Here is a 23,548-nt window from a genome sequence, read left to right on the forward strand (position 1 = left end):
GTAAAAATCGTCGTCTCAGACCGGGAACTCGGCGTCGGGGTCGACGACCCGGTCCGGCTCAGTCGGCTGTCGCCACTCGGTCGAGAGCTCGAGAAACTGGACGAGCATCCAGCCGGTCGCGCCCCAGACGGTGTAGCCATCGACGCGGAAGAAGTGGAGCCGGACGTTCCCGCGTTGCGGGTGATCGCGCTCTTCGCTCTCGTAGTTGTCGAGGTCGACGAGCTCGTCGATGGGGAGCGGGACGACCTCGGCCACCTCGCGGTCGTCCGGCACCCACGTCTGGTCGGGCGCGCGGACGACGAACGGCCGGACCGCGTACCCGGAAACCGTCGCGATATCGTCCAGCTGGCCGACGTACGCTACCGCGTCGGTGTGCATGTCGACCTCCTCGCGTGCCTCGCGGAGGGCGGTGGCATAGAGGTCCTCGTCGGACGGCTCGCGTCCGCCGCCGGGAAACGACATCTGGCCGGCGTGGCTACCGAGGTGGTCGGCCTTCTTGATGAAGAGCAGATACTCGCGGCCGTCGCGCTCGACGATGGGCACGACGACGGCCGCCTCCCGCTCTTCTGTCATCGCCGTCACGGGGGTGTGGGCGGCGACCGCGTCGAGCGCGAGGTCCATATTCCCTGGTCGTGTGGCCGGGACATAAGTCACCCGGCGGGGGGACGAGCGCTTCACTTTCGCCGCGGTCGCGACACCCCTATATCGCGGGAGCCAGAACTCGAAGCCATGACACGGGTGATACACACGGGCGACACCCACCTCGGCTACCGGCAGTACCACCTGCCGGAGCGACGGCAGGACTTCCTCGACGCCTTCCGGCGCGTCGCCGACGACGCCGTCGCGGACGAGGTGGACGCGGTCGTCCACGCCGGCGACCTGTTCCACGACCGGAAGCCGGACCTCGCCGACCTGCTCGGCACCATCGACGTGCTCCGAACCCTGGACGACGCCGCCATCCCCTTCCTCGCGGTCGTCGGCAACCACGAGACGACCCGCGACGGCCAGTGGCTCGACCTGTTCGAGTCGATGGGACTCGTCACCCGACTCGACGATTCCCCGACTGTGGTCGGTGACACTGCCTTCTACGGGCTGGACTTCGTTCCGCGAGCGAAACGCGACGACCTCGACTACCAGTTCGAGTCCCACGACGCTGACCACGCCGCCCTGGTCTCACACGGCCTGTTCGAGCCGCTCGTCCCCGACTACGGCAACGTCGACTGGGACGCCGCCGAGGTGCTCGACGCCGCGAACGTCGACTTCGACGCCTTCCTGCTCGGCGACGAACACACGCCCGAACGCGTAGAAATCGACGGCTGTTGGGTCACCTACTGCGGGTCGACCGAACGCGCCTCCGCGAGCGAGGAAGACGAACGCGGCTACAACATCGTCGAGTTCGCCGACGGCGAAGCCCACATCTCCCGACGCGGCATCCCGACCCGCGAATTCGTCTTCGTCACCGTCGACCTCGGGCCGGGCGAGGGACTCGACCGGGTGCGCGAGCAGGTCGCCCAACACGACCTCGAGGACGCGGTCCTCATCGTCTCCATCGACGGAGAGGGCGACCAGATTGCCCCCGCCCGTGTGGAGTCGTTCATCGCCGAGCGAGGGGCGCTTACGGCCCGCGTCCACGACCGCCGCGAGTACGCCGCCGAATCGGACGACCTCGAGGTCTCGTTTGCCGACCCCGACGATGCGGTCGAGGATCGACTCCGCGAGATGGAACTCTCCGAGGCGGCCCGCGATATCGACGAGACCGTGCGCGCCTCGAAGCTCGCGGACTCGAACGTCGCCGACACGGTGGAGTCGCGCGTGAGCGACCTCGTCGACGACGGCGACCTCGATGCACTGCCGGGCGAAGCTACGGACGGAGTGTCCGAACAACCGGCCGACGCAGCGACCGAGGAGGAAACACCAGAACAAGCGTCCGACGGGCAGGCTTCGATGGGTGAGTTCCAGTGAGGTTCGAACGGCTCCGGCTCTCGAACTTCAAGTGCTACGCCGACACCGACCTCGAACTCTCTTCGGGGGTGACGGTCATCCACGGGCTGAACGGCTCCGGGAAGTCGTCGCTGCTGGAGGCGTGTTTCTTCGCGCTCTACGGCGCGCGTGCCCTCGACCAGACCCTCGACGAGCTGGTCACCATCGGCACACAGGAGGCGTCCGTCGACCTGTGGTTCGCGCACGACGGCGGCCACTACCACATCCAGCGCGAACTCAAACAGCGGGGCGACAGCGTCCAGACGACGACCTGCGTGTTGGAGGGCGACGAGGAGACCGTCGAGGGGGCTCGCGACGTGCGCAGCGCCGTCACCGACCTGCTCCGGATGGACGCCTCCGCGTTCGTCAACTGCGCGTACGTCCGGCAGGGCGAAGTGAACAAGCTCATCAACGCCTCGCCCGGCCAGCGACAGGACATGATCGACGACCTCCTCCAGCTCGGAAAGCTGGAAGAGTACCGTGAACGCGCATCCGACGCCCGCGTCGGAGTCGGCCGTGTCCGTGACAACAAGCGCGGCGCACTCGATGACCTCGATAGCCAAATCGAGGAGAAGGAAAGCGAGGCGTACCACGACCAGCTGAACGCGCTGAGAAGCGACCTCGCCGACGTTCGTGAAAAAATTGAGCGCTACGAGGAGAACCGCGAGCGCGCACGGGCGGAACGCGACGCCGCACAGGAGATACTCGACGAGTATGAACAGCGCCGCGGGGAGTTGGCCGAAATCGAGGGAGACATCGAGTCGCTGACCGAGGCGATTCGCGAAACGGAACGCAAGCGCGGGGAGATCGGCGACCGAATCACCGAGCTCCGCGAGGAACGCGAGACCGAACGCGAGACGGCGGGCGACCTCCTCGGGGCGACTGATATCGACGCGCCCCTGAATGAGATCGACGACGAGACGCTGTCGAACCGACTCGACAGCCTGCACGAGGAGCGCGAAGGGTTACAGGAGCGACTCAACGACCAGCGACTCGAGATCCAGCAGTACGACACGGAAGCCGAGACCGCACGCGAGCGCGCCGCGGAACTCGACGCCGAGGCCGAGCAGAAGCGAGCGGAAGCCGCAGATCTCGAAGCCGACCTCGAATCCACCCGTGAACGGGTCGCACAGACCCGCGAGAAAATCGAGACGCTGGAGGCGCAAATCGAAGAGACGAACGCCACCTTCGAGGATGCCCCGGTCGGTCCCGACGAGACGGATGCACACCGCGAATCGGTGGCAGACGAGCTAACGGCGTGTCGCGAGGAGTTAACCACCACGAAGACCGAACTGGAGAACGCCCGCGAGACGCTCGCCGAGACCGAGGAACTGCTCGACGCCGGCAAGTGTCCCGAGTGCGGGCAGTCGGTCGACGGTGCACCACACGTCGAGACGCTGGACGAGGAGCGCGAGACGGTCGAGCAACTGGAGGCCGCAGTGGACGAACTCCGAGCGCGCCGCGACGAGCTCGAAGCCGAGCTGGAGCAGGCGGGGTCGCTTGCCGACGCCGCCGACGAGCTCGCGCGACTGCGCGACGAGCGCGACCAACTGGAGACGTTAGTCGAAGAGCGCGAAAGCGGCGTCACCGAGACCGAAGAGCGAATGGAGTCGCTGCGCGGGGAAGCGACTGAGCTTGAATCCGAGGCCGCAGAGAGACGCGAGACGGCGAGTGAGGTCGACGACCAGGCCGCGACGGCCCGCGAGCAGATGGGTGAGCTCAACGCCGAGGCAGCGGAGCTGAAACGACGAATCGAGCGCGTCGAGTCGCTGTCTGATTCCCTCGCGAGTATCGAATCACTGTCGGACGAACTCGATACGCTGCGCGAGCGCAGACAGAACCTCGCCGAGCAGAACGAACTCCGAAACGAACGGCTCGCCGAGAAGCGCGAGCGCCGCGACGACCTCGAATCGCAGGTCGACGACGACGCCATCGCCGACGCGAAAGCTCGCAAGGAGAACGCCGAGGAGTATCTCGAAGACGTGAAGCCGGAACTCGATCGGCTCGAAGGCGAACGCGACGAGCTTCAGGCCAAAATCGGGGCAGTCGAAAACAGCATCGCTGAGCTGGAGTCGCTGCGTGAGCGCCGCGAGCAGTTGGCCGAGACGGTCGCTCGACTGGACGAGCTGTACGACGAGACAGAGCGGCTCCAGACCACCTACGCGGACCTGCGGGCGGAGCTTCGCCAGCAGAACGTCCAGAAGCTCGAACGCATGCTCAACGAGACGTTCGAACTCCTCTACGAGAACGACGCCTACTCGCACATCGAACTCGACGGCGAGTACGCGCTGACGGTGTATCAAAAGGACGGCGACCCGCTCGACCCCGAACAGCTGTCGGGCGGCGAGCGCGCCATATTCAACCTCTCGCTCCGGTGTGCTATCTACCGGCTGCTGGCGGAGGGTATCGACGGAGCCGCGCCACTTCCGCCCCTCATCCTCGATGAGCCGACGGTGTTCCTCGATTCGGGCCACGTCTCAAAGCTCGTGGACCTCATCGAATCGATGACCAACCTCGGGGTGGCCCAGATCCTCGTCGTCAGCCACGACGAGGAACTCGTGACGGCGGCAGACGAGCTCGTCACCGTCGAGAAGGACTCGACGACGAACCGTTCCTCGGTGGAACGCCGGGACGCGGCCGACGCCACCGCCCTCGCCGCGTTCAACTGAGCTACCCGAGCAGCGTCTCGACGGCCTGCTCGCCCGTCTCGGTGAGTTGATACCCTCGCTCGCCGGCGACGGTCGTCTCCTCGACCAGCCCCGCCGCCCGGAGTTCCGTGACGAGTCCGAGCGCGTCCGACTCACACAGCGAGTAGGCGTCCATCAGCTCGCAAGCCGGACGGGGTTCCGCCCGGAGTTCGAGCACGAGGCCGAGCATCTGGTCGTCGTGGGCAGCCCGGACGAGTCGACGCACCGGCCCGGGAACTGCACTCGCGGCCGTCTCCAGCGGGTCGGCGTCGAGCATCGTCAGCTCCTCGGTCGGGACGTACCGCTGGTCGCCGGTTTCCGGGTCGCGGACGCGCGAGGAGTCGCCGGACTTCGTGAGGAGCAGATACCGCTTCCCCTCGTGTTCGACTGCTCTCATCCGCTCCCCCCGTGCTTCCGGACGAGCCAGTAGGTGCGAACGAGCGCGACGGTGCCGACGAGCATCGCGCCGCCGCCGAGGGTGTACTGACCACGGAAGTACGCGAGCAGTGCACCCAGCGCGAGCGCGAACAGGCCGAGATTCGCGAGGAGCACGGCCGAGAAGAAGCCGCGGGCCAACTCCTCGTCAACGTCGGCGGCCATTTCGTCGGCGTCGGCGCTCGCTCCAGCGGACTCACCGGTCTCGATGGACGGGATGTCGGGGCCGAGACTGGCGGGGTCGAACTCCTCTGGTTCGTGTTCCGTCCCGTCGGAGTCGGCGAAATCCTCCATCCGCTGTTCGATAGCGTCGCGCTCGTCGCTCACTACCTGATGGAGGTCTCCGAGGCCGAAAAAGCTGGCCGTCGGGCTTAGCTGAAAGTAGGCGCTAAGCCCCCTTCCTCAGCGAGCGCCGACCGAACGGGAGGCGCGAGCAGGAAGGGGATACAGCGTTCACGAGAGCTTTGCTCTCGTGCGCGGACGAGACGCAAAGCGTCTCGTTAACGCCGCACAGTTCTCATACACGATTCGGTGGCAGGCCCACAGGCCCACGCAATCACAACGTTTTTTTTTCAGTAGGGTAGCGTAGTATTGACTGAACCCAATGGAGTACGACCTCAATTCGGGAGCGCACTCGACGTATTCCCTGCACTACCACCTGATACTCACCACGAAGTATCGGCGCGGAGTGCTAACCGAGGAGCGAACCCAATTCATTCACGAGGTCATCAGCGGGTTCACGGACAACTACGGCGTCGAACTGACGAACCTCGACGGAGAGGACGACCACGTACACATCCTGTTCCGAGCGAAACCCACCACAGACCTCGTGAAGTTCATCAACACGGCCAAGGGCGCGACCGCCCGCCGTATCCGAAACGAGTACGCGGACGAACTCAAGACCGAACTGTGGGGCGACTCGTTCTGGAACGACTCGTACTGTCTTATCTCGACGGGGCAGGTGTCGCTGGATGTGCTGAAACAGTACGTAGAGGACCAACGCGAGTAGAATGTACTACACCTACAAGTACCGTCTCAAGCCGTCCGACGCCCACCGCGAGGAGTTGGACCGCCACCGAGACATTTGTCGGCAACTCTACAACCACGCGCTCTACCGGCTTAACGAGTTCCAAGACGAACACGGCGAACTGCCGTCCATGACCACGCTACGGTCGGAACTTCCCGATCTTAAGAAATGGTGGGACGACCTCTCCGACGTGTACTCGAAAGTTCTCCAAACCGTCGTCGAACGGCTGTTCGACAACCTCAACGGACTCTCCAAACTCAAGGAGAACGGTCATAGTGTTGGTCAACTCAAGTGGAAGCCGCCACGGGAGTTCCGCAGTTTCACGTACAGTCAGTCTGGCTTCAACCTCGACAAGAAGGGCGGTCAGACTGTCCTGTCACTCTCGAAACTCGCGGACATCCCGATTCGGCTCCACCGCGCCATCCCCGACGACGCCACCGTGAAACAGGTCACGCTCAAGAAGGAGCCGACGGGCGAGTGGTTCGCCACGTTTGGCGTCCAAATGGACCGAGAACCGCCCGAACCGCCCGAAAATCCCGAGACGTGCGTCGGTATCGACGTGGGAATCCTGAAGTACGCCCACGACACCGACGGCACTGCGGTCGAGTCGCTCGACCTCTCGGACGAACGCGAGTGGTTAGAACGCGAGCAACGGAAACTCTCGCGGAAACAACACGGGTCGAACAACTACGAGAAGCAACGGCGACGAGTTGCAGAGTGTCACGCCGACCTCCGACGCAAGCGCCGTGACTTCTTGCACAAACTCTCGGCGTACTACGCACGAGAGTACGACCTCGTTGCGGTCGAGGACCTGAACGTGAAGGAGATGATGGAGTCGCCATCGAACAGCCGCAACACGGCGTCTGCCGCGTGGCGAACGTTCCTCTCGCTGCTCGAATACAAGTGTGAGCGAGAGGGAACGCACTTCGTGGCAGTCAACCCGAGAGGAACGACCAAGGAGTGCGCGTCGTGTGGTGTTTCGACCGACAAGCCGTTGTGGGTGCGTGACCACTCTTGTCCAGCCTGCGGGTTTGAGGCGGACAGGGACGCAAACGCGGCGTTGAATATCCGTTCTCGCGGCCTCGAAGATGTAGGAGTGGGACACTCCGAATCAACGCCTGTGGAGACTGCGCTCCCTACGGACACCAATTCGGTGTCTGCAAAGCGCGTCGTCGAAGCAGGAAGCCCCTGCCTCAAGGAGCGAACGGCGTCAGCCGTGAGTGAGTAGGGTGGGGTAGTTCACAGCATCTCCTCGAGGTCGAGTGTCTCGTCCGCTTGGAGCCACGCCGCCGGCTCCGCCGCGTCGTAGAAGACGACCCCGCCTTCCGTCTCGTAGGCCTCGACGGTGAGGTCCGTCGGTTCTGGGGTCGGCTCCGCCGCGTCCGTCGTGGTCGGCAGTTCGGTCATCAATCTGTGGTAGACCATGACATGGTATATGCTTTCCGGCCACGGTGATTCACGTCCGGTCCCCACCGATGTATTTAGTGGGGCGGAGGGGCAACCGCTCACAATGAGTTCTACCGGGACGACGCTCGCTGATTTCGGCGGCGGCGAGGAGGTCGAGGAGGCCCGTCACGTCACCGAGGGCGACGAGGTCGGCGAACTGGTCGACCTGTCGGAGTACCAGTTTCCCGACGCCGACGGCGTCGTCGAGGTGAGCGTCACGCAGGTGGATTACACCGTCGAGGGGTTCGGCGACGACGAGTACCCCGTGCTCCACGTCTTCGGTCGCACCGCCGACGACGAAGCCGAACACATCCGCGTCTTCGACTTCCAGCCGTACTTCTACACGCCGATCGACGACCTCGACTACGAGGCTGCCGACGAGGAGCGTGACCTCCGCGAAGCGGACTTCGAGGACGACCGCCTGATGGAAGAACGCATCGTCGGTCTCGAGACGAGGGGTCAACGCGACCCCTCGCTCGACGACCCGGAGACCGACGAGGTCGTCGTCTACAGTTCCATCCGCGGCCAGGAACTGGTGAAGGTGTTCGGGCAGACGCCCCGTGACGTGGGCCAGCTCCGTGACCGATTCGACCACTACGAGGCCGACATCCTCTTTCCGAACCGACTGCTCATCGACAAGGACATCACCGCCGGCGTTCGGGTGCCCGACCAGCGTGCCGAGGACGGGAGCGTCAAAGTCCACCACGAGCAGATTATCCCGACGGACCTGAGCGTCGACCCGCGCGTCCACACCCTCGATATCGAGGTCGACGACCGGGCTGGCTTCCCGGAAGACGGCGAGGAGAAGATCATCTGTATGACGAGCCACGACTCCTACCGCGGTGAGTACGTCGCGTGGCTCTACGACGCGCCCGACGCGACTGTCCCCGCGCCCGAAGCCCTCGAGTTCGACTTCCTCGAGGGCGAGACCGACATCGACCTCCGGGTGTTCGACACCGAGGAAGAGATGCACGAGGATTACCTCGACTACCTCACGGAGACCGACCCCGACGTGTTGACGGGGTGGAACTTCGACGACTTCGACGCCCCCTACTATGTCGCCCGGCTGGAGGAACTCGGCCTGGAGTCGGACCTGCTCTCTCGCGTGGACGAGGTGTGGGACTCCGGGTGGGGCGGCCCGAACATCAAGGGCCGGGTCGTCTTCGATCTGCTCTATGCGTACGAGCGCCGGCAGTACTCCGAACTCGACTCCTACCGGCTGGACGCCGTCGCCGAACAGGAACTCGGCGTCGGGAAGGAACGTTACACCGGCGACATCGGCGACCTCTGGGAACAAGACCCCAAGCGCCTGCTGGAGTACAACCTCCGGGACGTGGAGCTGTGTGTCGAAATCGACGAGAAGGTCGACCTCATCTCCTTCTGGAGCGAGGTGGCGACGTTCGTCGGCTGTAAGTTGGAGGACGCGACGACGCCCGGCGACGCGGTGGACCTCTACATCCTGCATAAGGTCCACGGCGACTTCGCGCTCCCGTCGAAGGGGACCGTCGAGTCCGAGGATTACGAGGGCGGTGCGGTGTTCGACCCGATTTCGGGGATTCGAGAGAACGTCACCGTGCTGGACCTGAAGTCGCTGTACCCGATGTGCATGGTGACGACGAACGCGAGCCCCGAGACGAAGATCGACCCCGCGGAGTACGACGGCGAGACCTACCGCGCCCCCAACGGGACCCACTTCCGGAAGGAGCCGGACGGCATCATCCGGGAGATGGTCGACGAGCTGTTGACCGAACGCGAGAACAAGAAGGCCGCCCGCGACGAGTACGACCCCGAGGACGCCGAGTACAAGCGCTACGACTCACAGCAGGCCGCCGTGAAGGTCATCATGAACTGCTTTGCGTCGGATACGGATGTGCTCACTCCGAATGGTATCCAGAATATTCGGGACCTCAAAATCGGGGACGAGGTATACTCTCTCGACCCGGAGACAATGGAGATGGAGGTGAAGCCTGTCGTTGATACACAGGAGTACCCTGACTACCGCGGAGAGATGGTCGATATCGAGACGAGTAAAATCGACTTCAGCGTCACGCCGAACCACCGAATGCTCGTCCGGAAGGACGACAAAAACGGCGCGTCGTGGGACGATTTCCGCTTCGTCGAGGCCGGTGAACTGAACGAGAGTTCACATTACGAGCTTCCCCACGGTTGGACGGGTCCTGACGGAGACCGAGTTGGCACCGTTGACCTGACCGAGCAACTCGACGGCGGCTACGAAGTTTGGGCGGACAATGATATCCACGGCCATACGCTTGCGAGCGAGCTCGGTTACTATCCGGAGAAGATACACAAAGCCGACGAGAATACGACCGGATACGTGTTCTCTGCCGAGGAGTTCCAACGCCATCGAGAGTATCTCGACGACCACTGCTCGAACTTCTACGTCCACGCCGAGCGCGGCCGCAAGTGGGTTCCACGGTTCTACGACGGCGATGACTTCCTCGAACTGCTGGCGTGGTATATCACCGAAGGATCGGTGTGCACCTCCGAGGAGAAACAGTTTGGCGAGCAACTTCGCGGGTCAGCGACGACAGTACAGATTGCACAGAATGCACTCCCCGACGGTGGAACTGTGGCCGAAACGGCTACTGGTGACCACGCCAAAATCGGCAGGCTACTCGACCGAATGGGGTTCGACTACTACGTTGATGGAAGCGGGTATCAGTTTACTTCACAACTGCTTGGTCAGTGGTTCGAAACCATCGCTGGTGAAAACAGCTTCGAGAAGCAGATTCCCGACTTCGTCTTTGACCTCTGTCACGATCAAAAGCGTGCGTTTCTCGATACGCTGGTCGCGGGTGACGGAGACAGACAGCAGAACAGCTGGCGGTACACGACTTCGAGTGAGCATCTCCGCGACGATGTGCTCCGGCTCTGTGCACATCTCGGGCTAACAGCGAACTACAACCACGACAGTGGGTCGTGGCGAATCTATTGCACCGAAAACGCGAAGAACAGCGTCAGAATGCACCGCTCCGGCGGAACGAGTACCGCAACCGATGGTGCATACTGCGTTACGGTCAAAGACAATCACACGCTGCTTGCTGGACGAAACGGGACGTTCCAGTTCGTCGGCCAATCGCTGTACGGTGTCCTTGGCTGGGATCGATTCCGTCTGTACGACAAGGAGATGGGTGCAGCCGTCACCGCGACGGGTCGAGAGGTCATCGAGTACACCGACGAAGTCGTCCAGAATCAAGGGTATGAGGTTGCCTACGGTGACACCGATTCGGTTATGCTACAGCTTGGGGACATCTCGCCGGACGATGTCGACGGGGATGTGGCCATCACGGACGAAATGCGGGCAAAACATCCCGAAATGGACGAACAGGAGTTGGAGACCGTTGCTGCGACGATACAGAAGGGATTCGAGCTTGAAACGGCTATCAACGAATCGTACGATGAGTTCGCCCTCGAACAGCTCAACGCGGAGTTTCACCGGTTCCAAATCGAGTTCGAGAAGCTGTACCGGCGGTTCTTCCAGGCTGGCAAGAAGAAACGCTACGCCGGCCACATCATCTGGAAGGAGGGGAAGAACGTCGACGACATCGACATCACCGGCTTCGAGTACAAGCGGTCCGACATCGCGCCGGTGACGAAGGAGGTCCAGAAGAACGTGCTCGACATGATCGTCACCGAGGGCGACGTGGAGGGCGTCGAGGAGTACGTCCACGACACCATCGAGGAGTTCCAGAAGGGCGAACGGCCGTTGGACGACATCGGCATCCCGGGCGGTATCGGGAAGAAACTCGACGCCTACGACACGGACACCGCCCACGTGCGCGGTGCGAAGTACGCGAACCTCCTGTTGGGAACCAACTTCCAGCGCGGCTCGAAGCCGAAGCGACTGTATCTCAAGAAGGTGCACCCGGACTTCTGGGCGTACGCCGAGGACGAACTCGGGCTCGATCCACAGCGGGACCCGCTGTACGGAGAGTTCAAGCGCGACCCCGACGTAATCTGCTTCGAGTACGCCGACGAAATCCCCGACACGTTCGAAGTCGACTGGGACAAGATGCTAGAGAAGACGCTTCGCGGGCCTATCGAGCGGATTTTGGAGTCGCTCGACGTCTCGTGGGAGGAGGTCAGAGATGGCCAAGAACAAACTGGACTCAGCAGTTTCATGTGAGCAGTTTTTTGAAACCCGAAACAAAGTTTTTGAAGCCGAAATATCGTCGGTCGCACCCGTAAGCATTAACCGCGTCTCTCCCCTCTTTGCTATTGTTCTACCAATGGCAACACTCGAACTCAACAACCTCCACGCAGAGGTGGCCGAGGAGGGTGGCGAGACCATCCTTCGCGGCGTCGACCTAGAAGTGTCCTCCGGCGAGATCCATGCGCTCATGGGGCCGAACGGCTCGGGAAAGTCCACGACGGCCAAAATCGTCGCCGGCCACCCGGCGTATCGCGTCACCGAGGGTGAAGTGCTGCTCCACCTCGACGAGGCGGAGTTCGAGGACGACGACATCGAAATCGACGAGGAGGACCTGACATGGGACCTGCTCGAGCTCGAGCCGAACGAGCGCGCCGCGCTCGGTATCTTCCTCGCCTTCCAGTATCCCGCCGAAATCGAGGGCGTGACGATGGTGAACTTCCTGCGAACGGCCCTCAACGCGAAGATCGAAGAGCGCGAGGAGCTGTTCGAGGAGGACGACGACGGCGAAGAACAAGAAGAGGAGGCGGGCTACGACACGTCACCGATGGAGGGCGACGTGGACGAGGGCGAGGTCGGCGTCGCCGAGTTCCAGCAGCTCCTTCAGGAGAAGATGGAGCTGCTCGATATGGACGAGAAGTTCGCACAGCGATATCTCAACGCCGGCTTCTCCGGCGGCGAGAAGAAACAAAACGAGGTGCTGCAGGCGGCCATCCTCGAACCGTCTATCGCGGTGCTTGACGAGATCGACTCCGGGCTGGACATCGACCGGCTGCAGGACGTGGCGAACGGCATCAACGCCCTGCGCGACGAGGTCGGCACGGGCGTCCTCCAGATCACCCACTACCAGCGCATCCTCGATTACATCGAGCCGGATTACGTCCACATCATGCTCGACGGGAAGGTCGTGAAGGAAGGCGACGCGGAGCTCGCAAAGGAGCTAGAAGAGAAGGGATACGACTGGGTCCGCGAGGAAGTGTACGAGACGGCCTAACGCACATACGTATCCACCACTAACATCAAACAATGAGTTCAGATCAAGACCACCTCAAAGAGACCGAGACCGAAGCCCGCTTCGAGTTCAAGAAGGAGGAATCGTCCGCCTTCAAGACGGAGAAGGGGCTGACCGAGGAGACGATTCGCGTCATCTCGGACGACAAAGACGAACCCGAGTGGATGCTGGAGCGTCGGCTCCGCGCCCTCAAGCAGTTCCAGCAGATGCCGATGCCGACCGACTGGCCCGGTCAGCCGGACCTGTCCGAGGTCGACATCGCCGACATCGTCCCGTACATCCGCCCCGACATCGAGACGCGCGGCGGCGCGGAAGAATGGGACGACCTCCCGGAGGAGATTCGAGACACCTTCGACAAGCTCGGCATCCCGGAAGCAGAGCGTAACGCCCTCTCCGGTGTCGGTGCACAGTACGAGTCCGAGATTGTGTACCAGAACATGCAAGAGCAGTGGGAGGAGAAGGGCGTCATCTTCTGTGACATGGACAAGGCCGTCCAGGAGCACGAAGAGCTCGTCAAGGAGTACTTCATGACGAAGAACGTCCCCGCCAGCGACAACAAGTTCGCCGCGCTCCACGGCGCGATCTGGTCGGGCGGCTCGTTCGTCTACGTCCCGGAAGACGTGACGGTTCAGATGCCGATTCAGGCGTACTTCCGCATGAACTCCGAGGGGATGGGTCAGTTCGAGCACACGCTCATCATCGCCGAGGAGAACTCCGAAGTGCACTATATCGAGGGCTGTTCGGCTCCCAAATACAGTCACTTCAACCTCCACTCCGGCGGCGTCGAGGTGTTCGTCGGCGAGGGCGCACACGTCCAGTACTCCACGGTCCAAAACTGGTCGAAGAACACGTACAATCTCAACACCAAGCGCGCCATCGTCGAGAAGGACGGCACGATGGAGTGGGTGTCCGGCTCCATGGGGTCGAAGGCGACGATGTTGTACCCCTCTTCCGTGCTGAAGGGACCGGGCGCGACGGACAACCACATCACCATCGCCTTCGCTGGCGAGGGCCAGAACATCGACACCGGCGCGAAGGTGTACCACAACGCGCCTGACACGAAGTCGACCATCGAGTCCAAATCCATCTCGAAGGACGGCGGTCGAACGAACTACCGCGGGCTCGTCCACATCGCAGACGGCGCCGAGAACTCCTCCACGTCCGTCGAGTGTGACGCCCTGATGTTCGACAACGAGAGTACGTCGGACACGATGCCGTACATGGAGATTCAGGAGTCGAAGGTCGACGTGGCCCACGAGGCGACGGTCGGGAAGATCGGCGACGAGGACGTGTTCTACCTGCAGTCGCGTGGTCTGGACGACGACGACGCAAAGCAGATGATCGTCGCCGGCTTCATCGAGCCGATCACGGAGGAACTGCCCATCGAGTACGCCGTCGAGCTGAACCGACTCATCGAACTCGAGATGGAGGGCTCGCTCGGATGAGCACGCAGGTACACGCGTCTATCGACGAGACGACCGTCCGCCAGCTCTCCGAGGAGCTCGGCGAGCCGGAGTGGCTACTGGAGACGCGACTCGACGCGCTCGACGCGCTCGAAACGCTGGATTTCCCGGATGTCATCCAGACGCCGGGTCGGCTGTGGACCGATATCGCCGACCTCGATTACGACTCGCTCGTCGATCCGCTCAACGCGGCCGAGGAGAAGGACCAGGTCGGTCCCGACAACGCCGAGGTGCTGTCGTTCGCCGAGGCCGTCGACGAGCACGAGGATCTCCTCAAGGAACACTTCGGCTCCGTCGTCGACCCGCAGACGAACTACCTGACGGCGCTGTCGACAGCGCTGTTCTCGACTGGGACCGTCGTCTACGTTCCCGAGAAGGTCGACGCGGAGGACGTGAAGGTCCGCACGACGATGAACAGCCGCTCGCTGTTCAACTACACGCTCGTCGTCGCCGAGGAGTCGTCGTCGGTGACGCTGCTCGAACGACAAGAGACCGGCGAGAATGTGGAGGGCGACCGCTACTACAGCGGGCTCGTCGAGGTGTCGGCGGGCGAGAACGCGTACGTCCAGTACGGCTCGCTTCAGAACCTCGACCAGACGACGTACAACTACCAGCTGAAAGAGGGCGTCGCAGACACCTACGGTCAGGTGGACTTCATCGACTGTAACGCCGGCTCTCGGCTCTCGAAGTCGAGCGTCGAGACGCACCTCGAGGGCGACAGCTCCGAGACGAAAATCGTCGGAGCCTTCTACGGCCACGAGGACCAGCACTTCGACATCGACGCCCGGGTCTGGCACCGCAACGAGAACACGACGGCCGACCTCGTGACGCGAGGCGTCATCGACGATCTGGCACGCTCCGTCTACGAGGGGGTCCAGGACGTGGGTCGAGACGCGTGGAACACCTCCTCGTACCAGCGGGAGAACACGCTCATGCTCTCGGACGAGAGCGAGGCCGACGCGTCTCCGAAGCTCATCATCAACAACCACGACACCGAAGCCTCCCACTCCGCGACGGTGGGACAGGTGGACGACGAGGATATGTTCTACATGGCCTCGCGTGCTGTGCCGGAACGCACGGCCAAGAACATGCTCGTCAAGGGGTTCTATGTCCCCGTCCTCGAGGAAATCGAGGTCGACGAGCTGCGCGAGGACTTCCAGGCGCTCGTCCGCGAACGTCTCGAAGCCCGCGATTAGCGGCGTTCGACGGCTCGTGGGAGTTCGCTCCCACGACGGCTCGTGACCCGCGAGTGAGCCCGCAGCGTTTCAGTATCTTCTCCCCTCCCAGCGACCGGTGCTATCGATTCTCGCGGGGTCGCTGTACAGGTGCAAGGGCTTATTATGGCTCCTCCCTCACCTGACAATATGTACGAGGTATCGTCGTCGTGGGCGAGCAGCCGGCGGAGGGGACGACGGTGAGTCTCTCCTATCCGGTCGCCAACGACCACCAACTCGCTCGGCTCCTCCAGATCGGAATGGTGCTCGAGGAAGTCATCGAGGCGCGGGCTGGCAAACACTACGAGACGCTCCCCGCCGCCGAGCGCGACGAAGAAATCGAGACGCTACTCGAACACGCGGCGACCGAGTCGGCACGCCACCGAGGGGAACTCGAAGCGCTCATCGACGCGCTCGATGCCAACCCCGTCGCCTACGAGGAGATCGAGCAGCTCGTTGCGGCCCGCTACGAGTCGGACACCGACACCGACGGCGTGTTGTACGACCAGCTCGCCAACGAGGAGACCGCCTACAAGTTCTATGACGACCTCATCGAGGCAATCGAGGGGTCGAGCGTGGACCTCACTGTCGAGCGCGGGGAACTGCTCGACACGCTCCGAGAGATTCGCGCAGACGAGAAAGCCGGCGTCGAAGACGTGACCCAACTGATGGAGACACGATGAACACACAGCGACAGTATCTGAAAGCGGTGTACCTGATTCAGGAAGCGACCGACGGCCCGGCCTCAACGGGCGCGATTGCCGACACCGTCGACGTGTCGCCGGCCAGCGCAAACGAGATGATCGGCAAACTACAAGAGCGCGGGCTCGCAGACCACGAGAAATACAAGGGGGTCTCGCTCACCGACGAGGGCATCATGCGAGCGCGGGAAGCCCTCGAAACTTACTGTATCATCGAGCGGTTCCTCGTCGAGGTGCTCGAAGTCGAGGAAGATGCCTTCCGCGGCGAGGCCAAACAGCTCGAATCGGTCATCGACGACACGGTCGCCGACCGCCTCGATACGATTATCGACCGCGCCGAGCAGTGTCCCGACTGCTTCGACGCCGACGCCGACATGTGCTCGCTGCTCGAATCCGAACTGCCGAGCTCGGAGGCTGCCGACTGAGAAGGCAAACCACTTGTAGCCACCCCCACTAGACCCGCGTGTAGTCCCGTGGTGTAGTGGCCAATCATAGCGGCCTTTGGATGTGCTCAGTGTGGACTGACACAGGAGAAAGCCGTTGACGGCAGTTCGAATCTGCCCGGGACTACTCCAACTCGAAGCGAATTCGCTCTTCGCCCGCGCCGGCGCTTTCTCGCTCTGTAATCACCACGGAACCGATGTCACCGGTCTGTTCGACGTGTGTTCCCGCACAGGCCGTGCGGTCGAAGACGCCCCCCTCACCGGCGATTTCGACGATTCTGAGCTCGGTTATCGAGTCCGGGAGGAGTTCGATACGGGTGCGCTCGGGGTCGAGTTCGGTCTCGGCTTTCTCGCGGTCGAGGGTGTACCACCGAACGTCGCGGTCGGCCTCGACGTGAGCGTTCATCCGGGCTTCGATGTCTGCGAGTTCGGTCTCACCGAACCGGTCGTAGGCCGCATCGAGTCGGGCGTAGCCGGTGTAGATCTGATTCCCGCGGGTCGGGGCGTCGTACTCATCGAGGAGTATCGCCGAGAGGAGGTGTTGAGCGGTGTGGTACCGCGTCAGAGTATCGCGGCGGTCGGCGTCGACGGTTCCGGTGGCGACCGTGCCTTCTGCAGGTGGCTCACCGGTGACGTGATGGTAGATGGTGTCGGATTTCTGTACGTCGGTGACGGTCCACTCGCGGCCGTCGGCCACGAGCGTGCCGCGGTCTGCCGGCTGGCCGCCGCCCTCGGGGTAGAAGTGTGTCCGGTCGAGGACGACCCGACTGTCGAGGCTGCGTTCGACGGTCGCCTCGAAGCGGCGTTCGGTCGAGGAATCGAGATACAGTGCGTCGGTCACACCGGAACACGGAGCGCGACGGGTATCAAGCCTGTCGTAACGCTGAATAGACGGACTCGCCTGTGTACGGGTAAGATGATTATCGTCCGCTTTATTCGACGTGCCAGAGGTGACCGCGATGGGTGTTGAGATACAGGAAAACCCCGTCACGGACGAGGAGTTCGAGGAGATGGCCGGGTTCGTCCACGATTATCTCGCGGCGTCGGTCGAGACCGAACAGGAAGGCGGTCGGATGCGCTGGTACCCGTGGCATTCCGCCCAGTACCGGTTCAACCACATCCGCAACGTGACGAGTATCGCTCGCCACATCGCCAGAGAGGAGGGCGCGAACGAAGACGTGACGCGCGTCGCAGCCATCTTCCACGACGTTGCGAAACTGGAGGCCGACCAGGACGAACACGCCGAGGTCGGCGCGAACATCGCACGCCAGTATCTGGAGTCACACGGAGACTACCCCGATTCGTTCATCGACCAGGTGTGTGCGGCCGTCCGTGACCACTCGTTTCAGGGCGATTTGCGTGACGTGCCACTGGAGGCTCGGTGTCTGATGGAGGCCGACCTGCTCGACAAGGTCGGTGCGAACGGGACCATGTTGATGCTCCTGCGAATGGGGTACGAGGCCCGAACGCACATGGACGCCAACGAGATGGTGGGGCGCGTGCTCGAACGCGGGGAAGACGCCGTCGCGCGCATCGTCTCTGACACCGCCGAGTCGATTGCCCACCAGCGGCTCAAGCGCGTCCGGTGGTTCAAGGAGTGGCTCGAAGCAGAGATCGCTGAGATGGAGCGAATCGAGACGCCGATTGACGGCTAAGCGCCGAGCGTCGTCGCACCGTCATAGAGGAAGTAGCAGCCGAAGCCGGCAAGCACCGCAGCGGAGAGATATGCGACCGCCGGTGCGAGCGTGTCGATACGCGCTTTCGCCGCCGCGAGCGCGGTCGGAAACGCTGTTACCCAAAGGCCGATACCGGCGAACAGCCCGACCAGCAGTGCGGGCGACCCCGTCTCGACGACGAGTACTCCTGCCAGCGACGCCGACGCCTCGGCGAGTACGTCGGTGCGCCCGGGTTCGAGTAGCCCGACACCGACCGTGAGCCAGAAGACGATCTGGTACGGGTTCGTCAACGCGAGGACGAACGCCTTCCGAAACCCCTTGCCCTCTGCGGGTGTCGTCTCACCGGTGTAGGTGTCCTGTACGTCCTTGATTGCGCCGTAGGCGTAATACAGCATGAGACAGCCGCCGACGAGCACCATCACTCCCCGAAGCTGCTGGAACCGCTCGATGAACGTGACGATACCGAATACGGCGAGCAGGAAGAAGACGAAGTCGGCGGTCGCAGCGCCGAGTCCCGCGCGTGCGCCGGCGAGGCGACCGCGAACGACGGCCTCCTCGGCGATGACTGCGTTCATCGGGCCGGGGGGCGCAGCGAGTGCGAGTCCGAACACCATCCCGGCGAGCAGGGACACGGCGGCGTCTATCACGGCATCCTGAACGAATAGTGCGGTGAAAACAGTTCGTATTCGCGTCAGTACTTCGCCTCTGCGCCGGTCTTCGCGTACACGTCGTCCATGATGGCGTCGCGTTCGGCCCGCCACGACGCGATGCCCGCCGGCGAGTCGGGATACGACTCGTAGTGGTCGAGGAGTCGGTCGGCCAGTCCTTTCGTCTGGTAGAGGTCGTAGACGGTGTCGAGGTGACCACGCGCTTTCCAGGCAGTCTTGATAGCGAGCGGAATCGACATCCCCGACGAACCGGAGTAGAGTGCGTTCGCGATCTGTTGGCCCGGGATGACGCCCGCGAGGGCCGTTAGGTCGTCGATTCCGTTTGCCATCGCGAAGATGTTGTACACGTCGAGGGCCGCATACCGCGCGCCGAAGTGGTCCATCACCTTGGTGTTGTACTCCCAGAGTTCCTCCTCGTCGCCGACGGCGTCGTGCTCGATGGCGTGTATCGCCTGTTCGGCGGCGTACTTGCCGGCGTAGGCCGCACCGGCGATGCCACCGCCGGAGATGGGGTTGACGTGGGCGGCCGAGTCGCCGGCGGCGATGTATCCCGGCGCGGTTGCGGAGTCGTAGGTCCGTCGGGTCGGGAGGGCCGCGCCGAGCTTGTCTTTCACCTCTGCGCCCTCGAACTCGGGGCGCTTGCTGATGTCCTCACGCAGGTCCTGCACGAGCTTCATCGGCTCTTCGCTCATCTGGAAGCCGAGACCGACGTTGATCTCCGTCGGCGTGTGCGGGAAGTACCAGAGATAGCCGGCAGAGCGCTTGGTCGGCTTGAGAACGAGCGCGTCGTCCCACTCGACCGGCTCCGTCACCTCGAGCACCTCGCGGTACGCAGAGGAGAACTGCGAGTAGCGGACGTTCGTGTCGAACGTCGCCTCGGAGAAGTCGGCTTTGTCCTGCAGGATGGAGAGGGCCCCCGCGCCGTCGATGACCATCTCGGCCTCGTAGGTAACCGGCTCACCCTTTCGGCGACCGGTGAACCCGGTGACGCGGCCGTCCTCCTGTGTCACGTCCTGCACGACGGTGTCGTAGTGGAACTCGACGCCGACGTCGGCGGCCGTGTCGATGAGGATACGCCCGTACTCGTAGCGGTCGATGACGGCCAGTTCACCGGGAACCGGAATGTCGAGTTCGACGCCCTGACTCGGGGCTTCGAACCGACCGTGGTCGACATCGGTGTTGGTGAAGGCGGGTTGGAGACTCGACTTCGGAATCGCCTCGGGGAAGTTGTCCGCGCCCTTCAGGGCGTCACCACAGGCGATGTGGCCGGCCTCCTGCTCGTCCTTCCGCTCGACGATGACAGTGTCGTAGCCGGCCCGTGCGAGCGTCGTCGCGGCATAACAGCCGCTCGTGCCCGCACCGACGATTGCGACATCGACGGTGTGTGTACTCATTACTCCTTCTGGCGACCGGACGGGTAAAACTCTTTTCAGGCCCGGTGAGACGCGTCCGTAAAGAGTTTTGAGGCAACTCGTCGTAGCCCAGTTATGACCGAGTACACCGTGGAATTCGTCGGCACCGGCGAGACGATTAGCTGCTCCGACAAGGAGACCATCCTCTCGCGGTGTCTGGAGGAGGGAATCACACAGGAGTACTCCTGTCGCGTCGGCATGTGTCTGGCCTGTACGGCCAAGATACACGAGGGCGAGGTCGAACAGACTATCGTCGAGAAGCGCGGTTTCACCGAGGAGGAGGCCGAGGAGTACGCACTCACCTGTATGGCGCGTCCGAATTCCGACCTGAAGCTAGAACGCGGCGTCTACCCGCCGAGCATTGAGAACGACGCCGCGACCGAAGGGGCCGGCTCCGCGTTCGCCGACGACTAGCTGTCCGGATAGGCGTCGAGCCACGGATTCGCGCGCTCGAACGCCCGTGCCGTCGCAAGCAACTCTGCTTCCGTGTAGCGGTGTCCGACCAGCTGCAGTCCGACCGGTAGCCCGTCGTCCGTCACCCCTGCGGGGACGGAGACGACCGGATGGCCGGTGACGTTGAACACCCACGGCAGCGACCAGTCGGTGAGCGTGCCGTTGGCCGGTTCGCCCGCAATCTCAGTCGGGTTGTCCGCCTCAAGCGGGAAGGGGGGAACCGCGAGCGTCGGGCAGACCAACGCGTCATGGTCGCCGATGGCATCTTCGACCGCATCGTACATCGCCGTCCGGACAACGTTCTGGGCGTTGTACTCGACGGCCTCGTGGCCCTCGCCGAGCGCGATAGTCGCGAGCAGCGACGACGACACGTCGTCGGCGTGCTCGCCGGCGAGGTCGATACCGAACTCGCGCTCGACGTTCTGTGCGAGCGTGGCGAACTTCGCCGTCGCCTGAAGCGAGAACGCGTGGTTCAGGTCTCCCTTCGACGGTCCGTCGACACCCACCGTCTCGACGGTCGCTCCAGCGTCCTCGACAGCGGCGAGTGCGCTCTCGACCTGCTCCGTGACCACGTCTTCGATGGTAAACAGCCCACCGAGGTCGTTGGCGTACGCGAGTGACACGTCGGTCGTCGCTGTCTCCAGTGTCTCGTGGTACCCCCCGTCCGTCGGCACCGAGAAGGGGTCGCGGTCGTCTTGTCCGACCATCACGTCCAGCATGACCGCGAGGTCCTCGATGGTTCGTGCTATCGGTCCCATCACGCCCGTTGGAGTGTGTGAGGAGAATGTATCCACTCCCGAGCCGTTAGGCACGAGTCCGAAGGAGGGTTTCACGCTCGCGACGTGACAACACGACGCCGGGACGCGCAGCGACCCGCCCACGTCCGAACCGGTAGCGATAGTCGCGAGTCCGTCGGCGAGGGCCGCGGCGGACCCCCCCGAAGAGCCGCCCGCAATGCGGTCGGGGGCGAACGGCGTCCCGGTCGCGCCGACGAGCTTGTTGTCGGTCCGCGGCTTGTGACCGAACTCCGGCGTGTTCGTCTTCCCGAGGACGATTGCCCCGGCGGCTTCGAGTCGCTCGGTGATGATCGCGTCCGCGTCGGCGACGTGGTCAGCGAACGGCTTCGCTCCGAACGTCGTCCGAACCCCCGATTTGTGGGCGTGGAGGTCCTTCAACGCGAGCGGGACGCCGTGGAGCGGGCCGAGGTCCTCGCCGGCTTCGGCCGCTGTTTCGGCGCGCTCTGCGGCCTCGCGTGCGTGCTCCTCGATGACCGTGACGTAGGCGTTCGTCCGGTCGTTGCGTTCCTCGATACGAGCCAGCGTCTCGTCGACAAGCGCCACGGGCGAGATGTCGCCGGCCTTCACGCCGTCGGCAATTTCTACTGCACTTCGCGTGTCCATGCTCTCGGGTCACGGAGAAGCAACTAAGCAGTTGTGCCGGGCGAACAGGTGGCGGTCGCCGCGGTGCGCGTGCCACGCTCGGCCCCCGGCGAGACCGGCGGTCTCGCGACCGTCGAACGCACTACGCCAGTGGTCAGCGCATGCGCTGGGTGGCTGCGTTACGAGATAAAAACGTGAGCGTCGTGGGCTGTCCGTATCGCTCGTCAGTCGTCTGCCGGCTCGGCGGCCTCGTCGAGGTCGACCGGCGGGGCCGCGGCCTCGGCGTTGTGCTCGCGGGCGCGACCCCGGAGGGTCTCCGAGATTCCTGGTGCGGCCGACCGCTCGATATCGCCGCCCTGTTCGTCGATTTCATCGAGTGACATCGGGAACGTGCGGAGGTCGTAGTGGTTCTGGATGCCACAGCGGGCACCCTCTCCCATCGCGGTCGGAATCTGGTTGTGACCCGGCGTGATATCGCCGACGGCGAAGACGCCCTCGGCGGTCGTCTGTCCGTGGTCGTCGACGGCGATGGTGCCGTCGTCGTTGAGCTCGGCACCGAGCTTCTCGGCGAGCGCGGTGTTGTAGTCGCTGCCGTACATCGGGAAGCCGCCGCGGTACTCGCGGGTCTCTCCGTCCGCGAAGGTGAACGATTTGAGCCAGCCGTCCTCGCCTTTCTCCATCGACTCGATTTCTTGGTGGACGACCTCGACGGGGTGGGCGGCAAGCTGACGGTCGGTCTCGTCGCTCCACTCCGGTTCGTCGCCGCGCGTGAGCAGGTCGACCTCGTCAGTGAAGTTCAGCATGATCATCGCGACCTTCGCGGCCGCCTCGCCGGCTCCCATCACGAAAACGGGCTGGTCGACGAACATGTACGCATCACAGTGGAGACACCAGTGAAGCCCACGGCCCGTTCGAGGGAGCGGGGGGTCCGGTCGCACGTCCGAGAAGCCGGTCGCGAGGACGACGTGCTCGGTGACGACCGAGACGCTGCCGGCGGTCACGTCGAAGCGGCCGTCTTCGCGGCGCTCGATGTCGCTCACGAAGTCCTGGTGATAGTCGGCACCGTACTCCTCGACCTGCTCGCGTGCGGTCTGGAGAAACTCGTTGCCGCTCGTCTCTTCGGGAACGCCGATGACATTGTGCGTGTCGAGCATCATCGCGGCGCGGCCACCGCCGCGGTTGATCATCGCGGTGTCGTGGCCCAGTCGCGTCGTGTAGAGTGCCGTTGTGAGACCCGCCGGCCCCCCGCCGACGACTGTCACTTCGTACTCTGTTGTATCGGACATACAGCACCTACGCCTGCGAGAAACATAACTTCAATGTGAGTGGCCGGTAACCGGCTGTCTATCGAATCTGTTAGCTACGAAACCGCTGATTTCGG

Annotated in this window: 21 protein-coding genes and 1 tRNA gene; 13 read left to right on the top strand and 9 right to left on the bottom strand. The window is 63.4% G+C overall.

Annotated features, from left to right (window positions below; translation table 11 throughout):
• Positions 1-15 precede the first annotated feature (15 nt).
• On the bottom strand, positions 16-621 hold the full coding sequence (locus tag DMP03_RS04000) for an NUDIX hydrolase (protein WP_152119412.1): 606 nt from the start codon (positions 619-621) through the stop codon (positions 16-18).
• A gap of 108 nt (positions 622-729) precedes the next feature.
• On the opposite strand from DMP03_RS04000, the gene mre11 reads away from it, so the two are divergent.
• Together mre11 and rad50 are read left to right on the top strand one after the other, a co-directional pair.
• Entirely contained in the window at positions 730-1,962 is a 1,233-nt protein-coding gene (gene mre11, locus DMP03_RS04005) for a DNA double-strand break repair protein Mre11 (protein WP_152119413.1), read from the top strand.
• Entirely contained in the window at positions 1,959-4,649 is a 2,691-nt protein-coding gene (rad50, locus tag DMP03_RS04010) for a DNA double-strand break repair ATPase Rad50 (protein WP_152119414.1), read from the top strand. Before mre11 ends, rad50 begins: the two co-directional genes overlap by 4 nt.
• Before the next feature lies 1 nt (position 4,650).
• Here the strand turns inward: rad50 and DMP03_RS04015 are convergent, their stop codons facing one another.
• Both DMP03_RS04015 and DMP03_RS04020 read right to left on the bottom strand, forming a co-directional pair.
• On the bottom strand, positions 4,651-5,064 hold the full coding sequence (locus DMP03_RS04015) for a DUF7346 family protein (RefSeq protein ID WP_152119415.1): 414 nt from the start codon (positions 5,062-5,064) through the stop codon (positions 4,651-4,653).
• Entirely contained in the window at positions 5,061-5,429 is a 369-nt protein-coding gene (locus tag DMP03_RS04020; RefSeq protein WP_152119416.1) for a DUF7322 domain-containing protein, read from the bottom strand. Before DMP03_RS04020 ends, DMP03_RS04015 begins: the two co-directional genes overlap by 4 nt.
• Before the next feature lie 277 nt (positions 5,430-5,706).
• Between DMP03_RS04020 and tnpA the strand changes: the two genes are divergently transcribed.
• Together tnpA and DMP03_RS04030 are read left to right on the top strand one after the other, a co-directional pair.
• A complete protein-coding gene (gene tnpA / locus DMP03_RS04025) occupies positions 5,707-6,111 on the top strand; it encodes an IS200/IS605-like element ISHbo4 family transposase (RefSeq protein ID WP_152119417.1) in 405 nt (134 codons plus the stop codon).
• Position 6,112: 1 nt separating this feature from the next.
• Positions 6,113-7,357 (top strand): RNA-guided endonuclease InsQ/TnpB family protein, encoded by a 1,245-nt coding sequence (locus tag DMP03_RS04030; RefSeq protein ID WP_152119418.1) that lies wholly within the window; start codon positions 6,113-6,115, stop codon positions 7,355-7,357.
• Positions 7,358-7,368: 11 nt separating this feature from the next.
• On the opposite strand, the gene DMP03_RS04035 is transcribed toward DMP03_RS04030, so the two are convergent.
• A complete protein-coding gene (locus tag DMP03_RS04035) occupies positions 7,369-7,536 on the bottom strand; it encodes a DUF7331 family protein (RefSeq protein ID WP_172967062.1) in 168 nt (55 codons plus the stop codon).
• Positions 7,537-7,639: 103 nt separating this feature from the next.
• On the opposite strand from DMP03_RS04035, the gene DMP03_RS04040 reads away from it, so the two are divergent.
• From DMP03_RS04040 to DMP03_RS04070, 7 genes are all read left to right on the top strand, one after another.
• The gene (locus DMP03_RS04040) at positions 7,640-11,722 is read left to right on the top strand and encodes a DNA polymerase domain-containing protein (protein WP_152119419.1); all 4,083 of its coding nucleotides are present in this window, start codon (positions 7,640-7,642) and stop codon (positions 11,720-11,722) included.
• Between the two features lie 103 nt (positions 11,723-11,825).
• Positions 11,826-12,740 (top strand): Fe-S cluster assembly ATPase SufC, encoded by a 915-nt coding sequence (gene sufC / locus DMP03_RS04045; protein WP_152119420.1) that lies wholly within the window; start codon positions 11,826-11,828, stop codon positions 12,738-12,740.
• Between the two features lie 32 nt (positions 12,741-12,772).
• A complete protein-coding gene (gene sufB / locus DMP03_RS04050) occupies positions 12,773-14,203 on the top strand; it encodes a Fe-S cluster assembly protein SufB (protein WP_152119421.1) in 1,431 nt (476 codons plus the stop codon).
• Positions 14,200-15,417 carry a Fe-S cluster assembly protein SufD gene (sufD, locus tag DMP03_RS04055; protein WP_152119422.1) on the top strand — a complete coding sequence of 406 codons (1,218 nt, stop codon included), beginning with the start codon at positions 14,200-14,202 and terminating at the stop codon, positions 15,415-15,417. Before sufB ends, sufD begins: the two co-directional genes overlap by 4 nt.
• Before the next feature lie 218 nt (positions 15,418-15,635).
• Positions 15,636-16,118, top strand: a complete 483-nt coding sequence (locus DMP03_RS04060; protein WP_152119519.1) for a ferritin-like domain-containing protein — start codon at positions 15,636-15,638, stop codon at positions 16,116-16,118.
• Positions 16,115-16,561, top strand: coding sequence for a metal-dependent transcriptional regulator (locus tag DMP03_RS04065; RefSeq protein WP_075936583.1), 447 nt, complete (start codon positions 16,115-16,117; stop codon positions 16,559-16,561). Before DMP03_RS04060 ends, DMP03_RS04065 begins: the two co-directional genes overlap by 4 nt.
• A gap of 42 nt (positions 16,562-16,603) precedes the next feature.
• Positions 16,604-16,706 (top strand) — tRNA-Gln (locus tag DMP03_RS04070).
• Here the strand turns inward: DMP03_RS04070 and DMP03_RS04075 are convergent.
• A complete protein-coding gene (locus DMP03_RS04075) occupies positions 16,704-17,570 on the bottom strand; it encodes an alanyl-tRNA editing protein (RefSeq protein ID WP_235908468.1) in 867 nt (288 codons plus the stop codon). The two genes, DMP03_RS04070 and DMP03_RS04075, sit on opposite strands and share 3 nt — an antisense overlap.
• Between DMP03_RS04075 and DMP03_RS04080 the strand changes: the two genes are divergently transcribed.
• Entirely contained in the window at positions 17,539-18,234 is a 696-nt protein-coding gene (locus DMP03_RS04080; protein ID WP_152119423.1) for an HD domain-containing protein, read from the top strand. The genes DMP03_RS04075 and DMP03_RS04080 overlap by 32 nt on opposite strands.
• Here the strand turns inward: DMP03_RS04080 and DMP03_RS04085 are convergent.
• Both DMP03_RS04085 and DMP03_RS04090 read right to left on the bottom strand, forming a co-directional pair.
• A complete protein-coding gene (locus DMP03_RS04085; RefSeq protein WP_152119521.1) occupies positions 18,231-18,899 on the bottom strand; it encodes a LysE family translocator in 669 nt (222 codons plus the stop codon). The two genes, DMP03_RS04080 and DMP03_RS04085, sit on opposite strands and share 4 nt — an antisense overlap.
• Before the next feature lie 47 nt (positions 18,900-18,946).
• The gene (locus DMP03_RS04090) at positions 18,947-20,317 is read right to left on the bottom strand and encodes a geranylgeranyl reductase family protein (protein ID WP_152119424.1); all 1,371 of its coding nucleotides are present in this window, start codon (positions 20,315-20,317) and stop codon (positions 18,947-18,949) included.
• Between the two features lie 93 nt (positions 20,318-20,410).
• Between DMP03_RS04090 and DMP03_RS04095 the strand changes: the two genes are divergently transcribed.
• The gene (locus DMP03_RS04095) at positions 20,411-20,749 is read left to right on the top strand and encodes a 2Fe-2S iron-sulfur cluster-binding protein (RefSeq protein ID WP_152119425.1); all 339 of its coding nucleotides are present in this window, start codon (positions 20,411-20,413) and stop codon (positions 20,747-20,749) included.
• Here the strand turns inward: DMP03_RS04095 and DMP03_RS04100 are convergent.
• A complete protein-coding gene (locus tag DMP03_RS04100) occupies positions 20,746-22,188 on the bottom strand; it encodes an amidase (RefSeq protein WP_152119426.1) in 1,443 nt (480 codons plus the stop codon). The genes DMP03_RS04095 and DMP03_RS04100 overlap by 4 nt on opposite strands.
• A gap of 203 nt (positions 22,189-22,391) precedes the next feature.
• Complete coding sequence (locus tag DMP03_RS04105; RefSeq protein ID WP_152119427.1) at positions 22,392-23,453, bottom strand: NAD(P)/FAD-dependent oxidoreductase; 1,062 nt, start codon at positions 23,451-23,453, stop codon at positions 22,392-22,394.
• Between the last annotated feature and the right edge of the window lie 95 nt (positions 23,454-23,548).

This window comes from Halosegnis rubeus, from assembly GCF_009184545.1.
GTDB classification, from domain to species: Archaea; Halobacteriota; Halobacteria; order Halobacteriales; family Haloarculaceae; genus Halosegnis; species Halosegnis rubeus.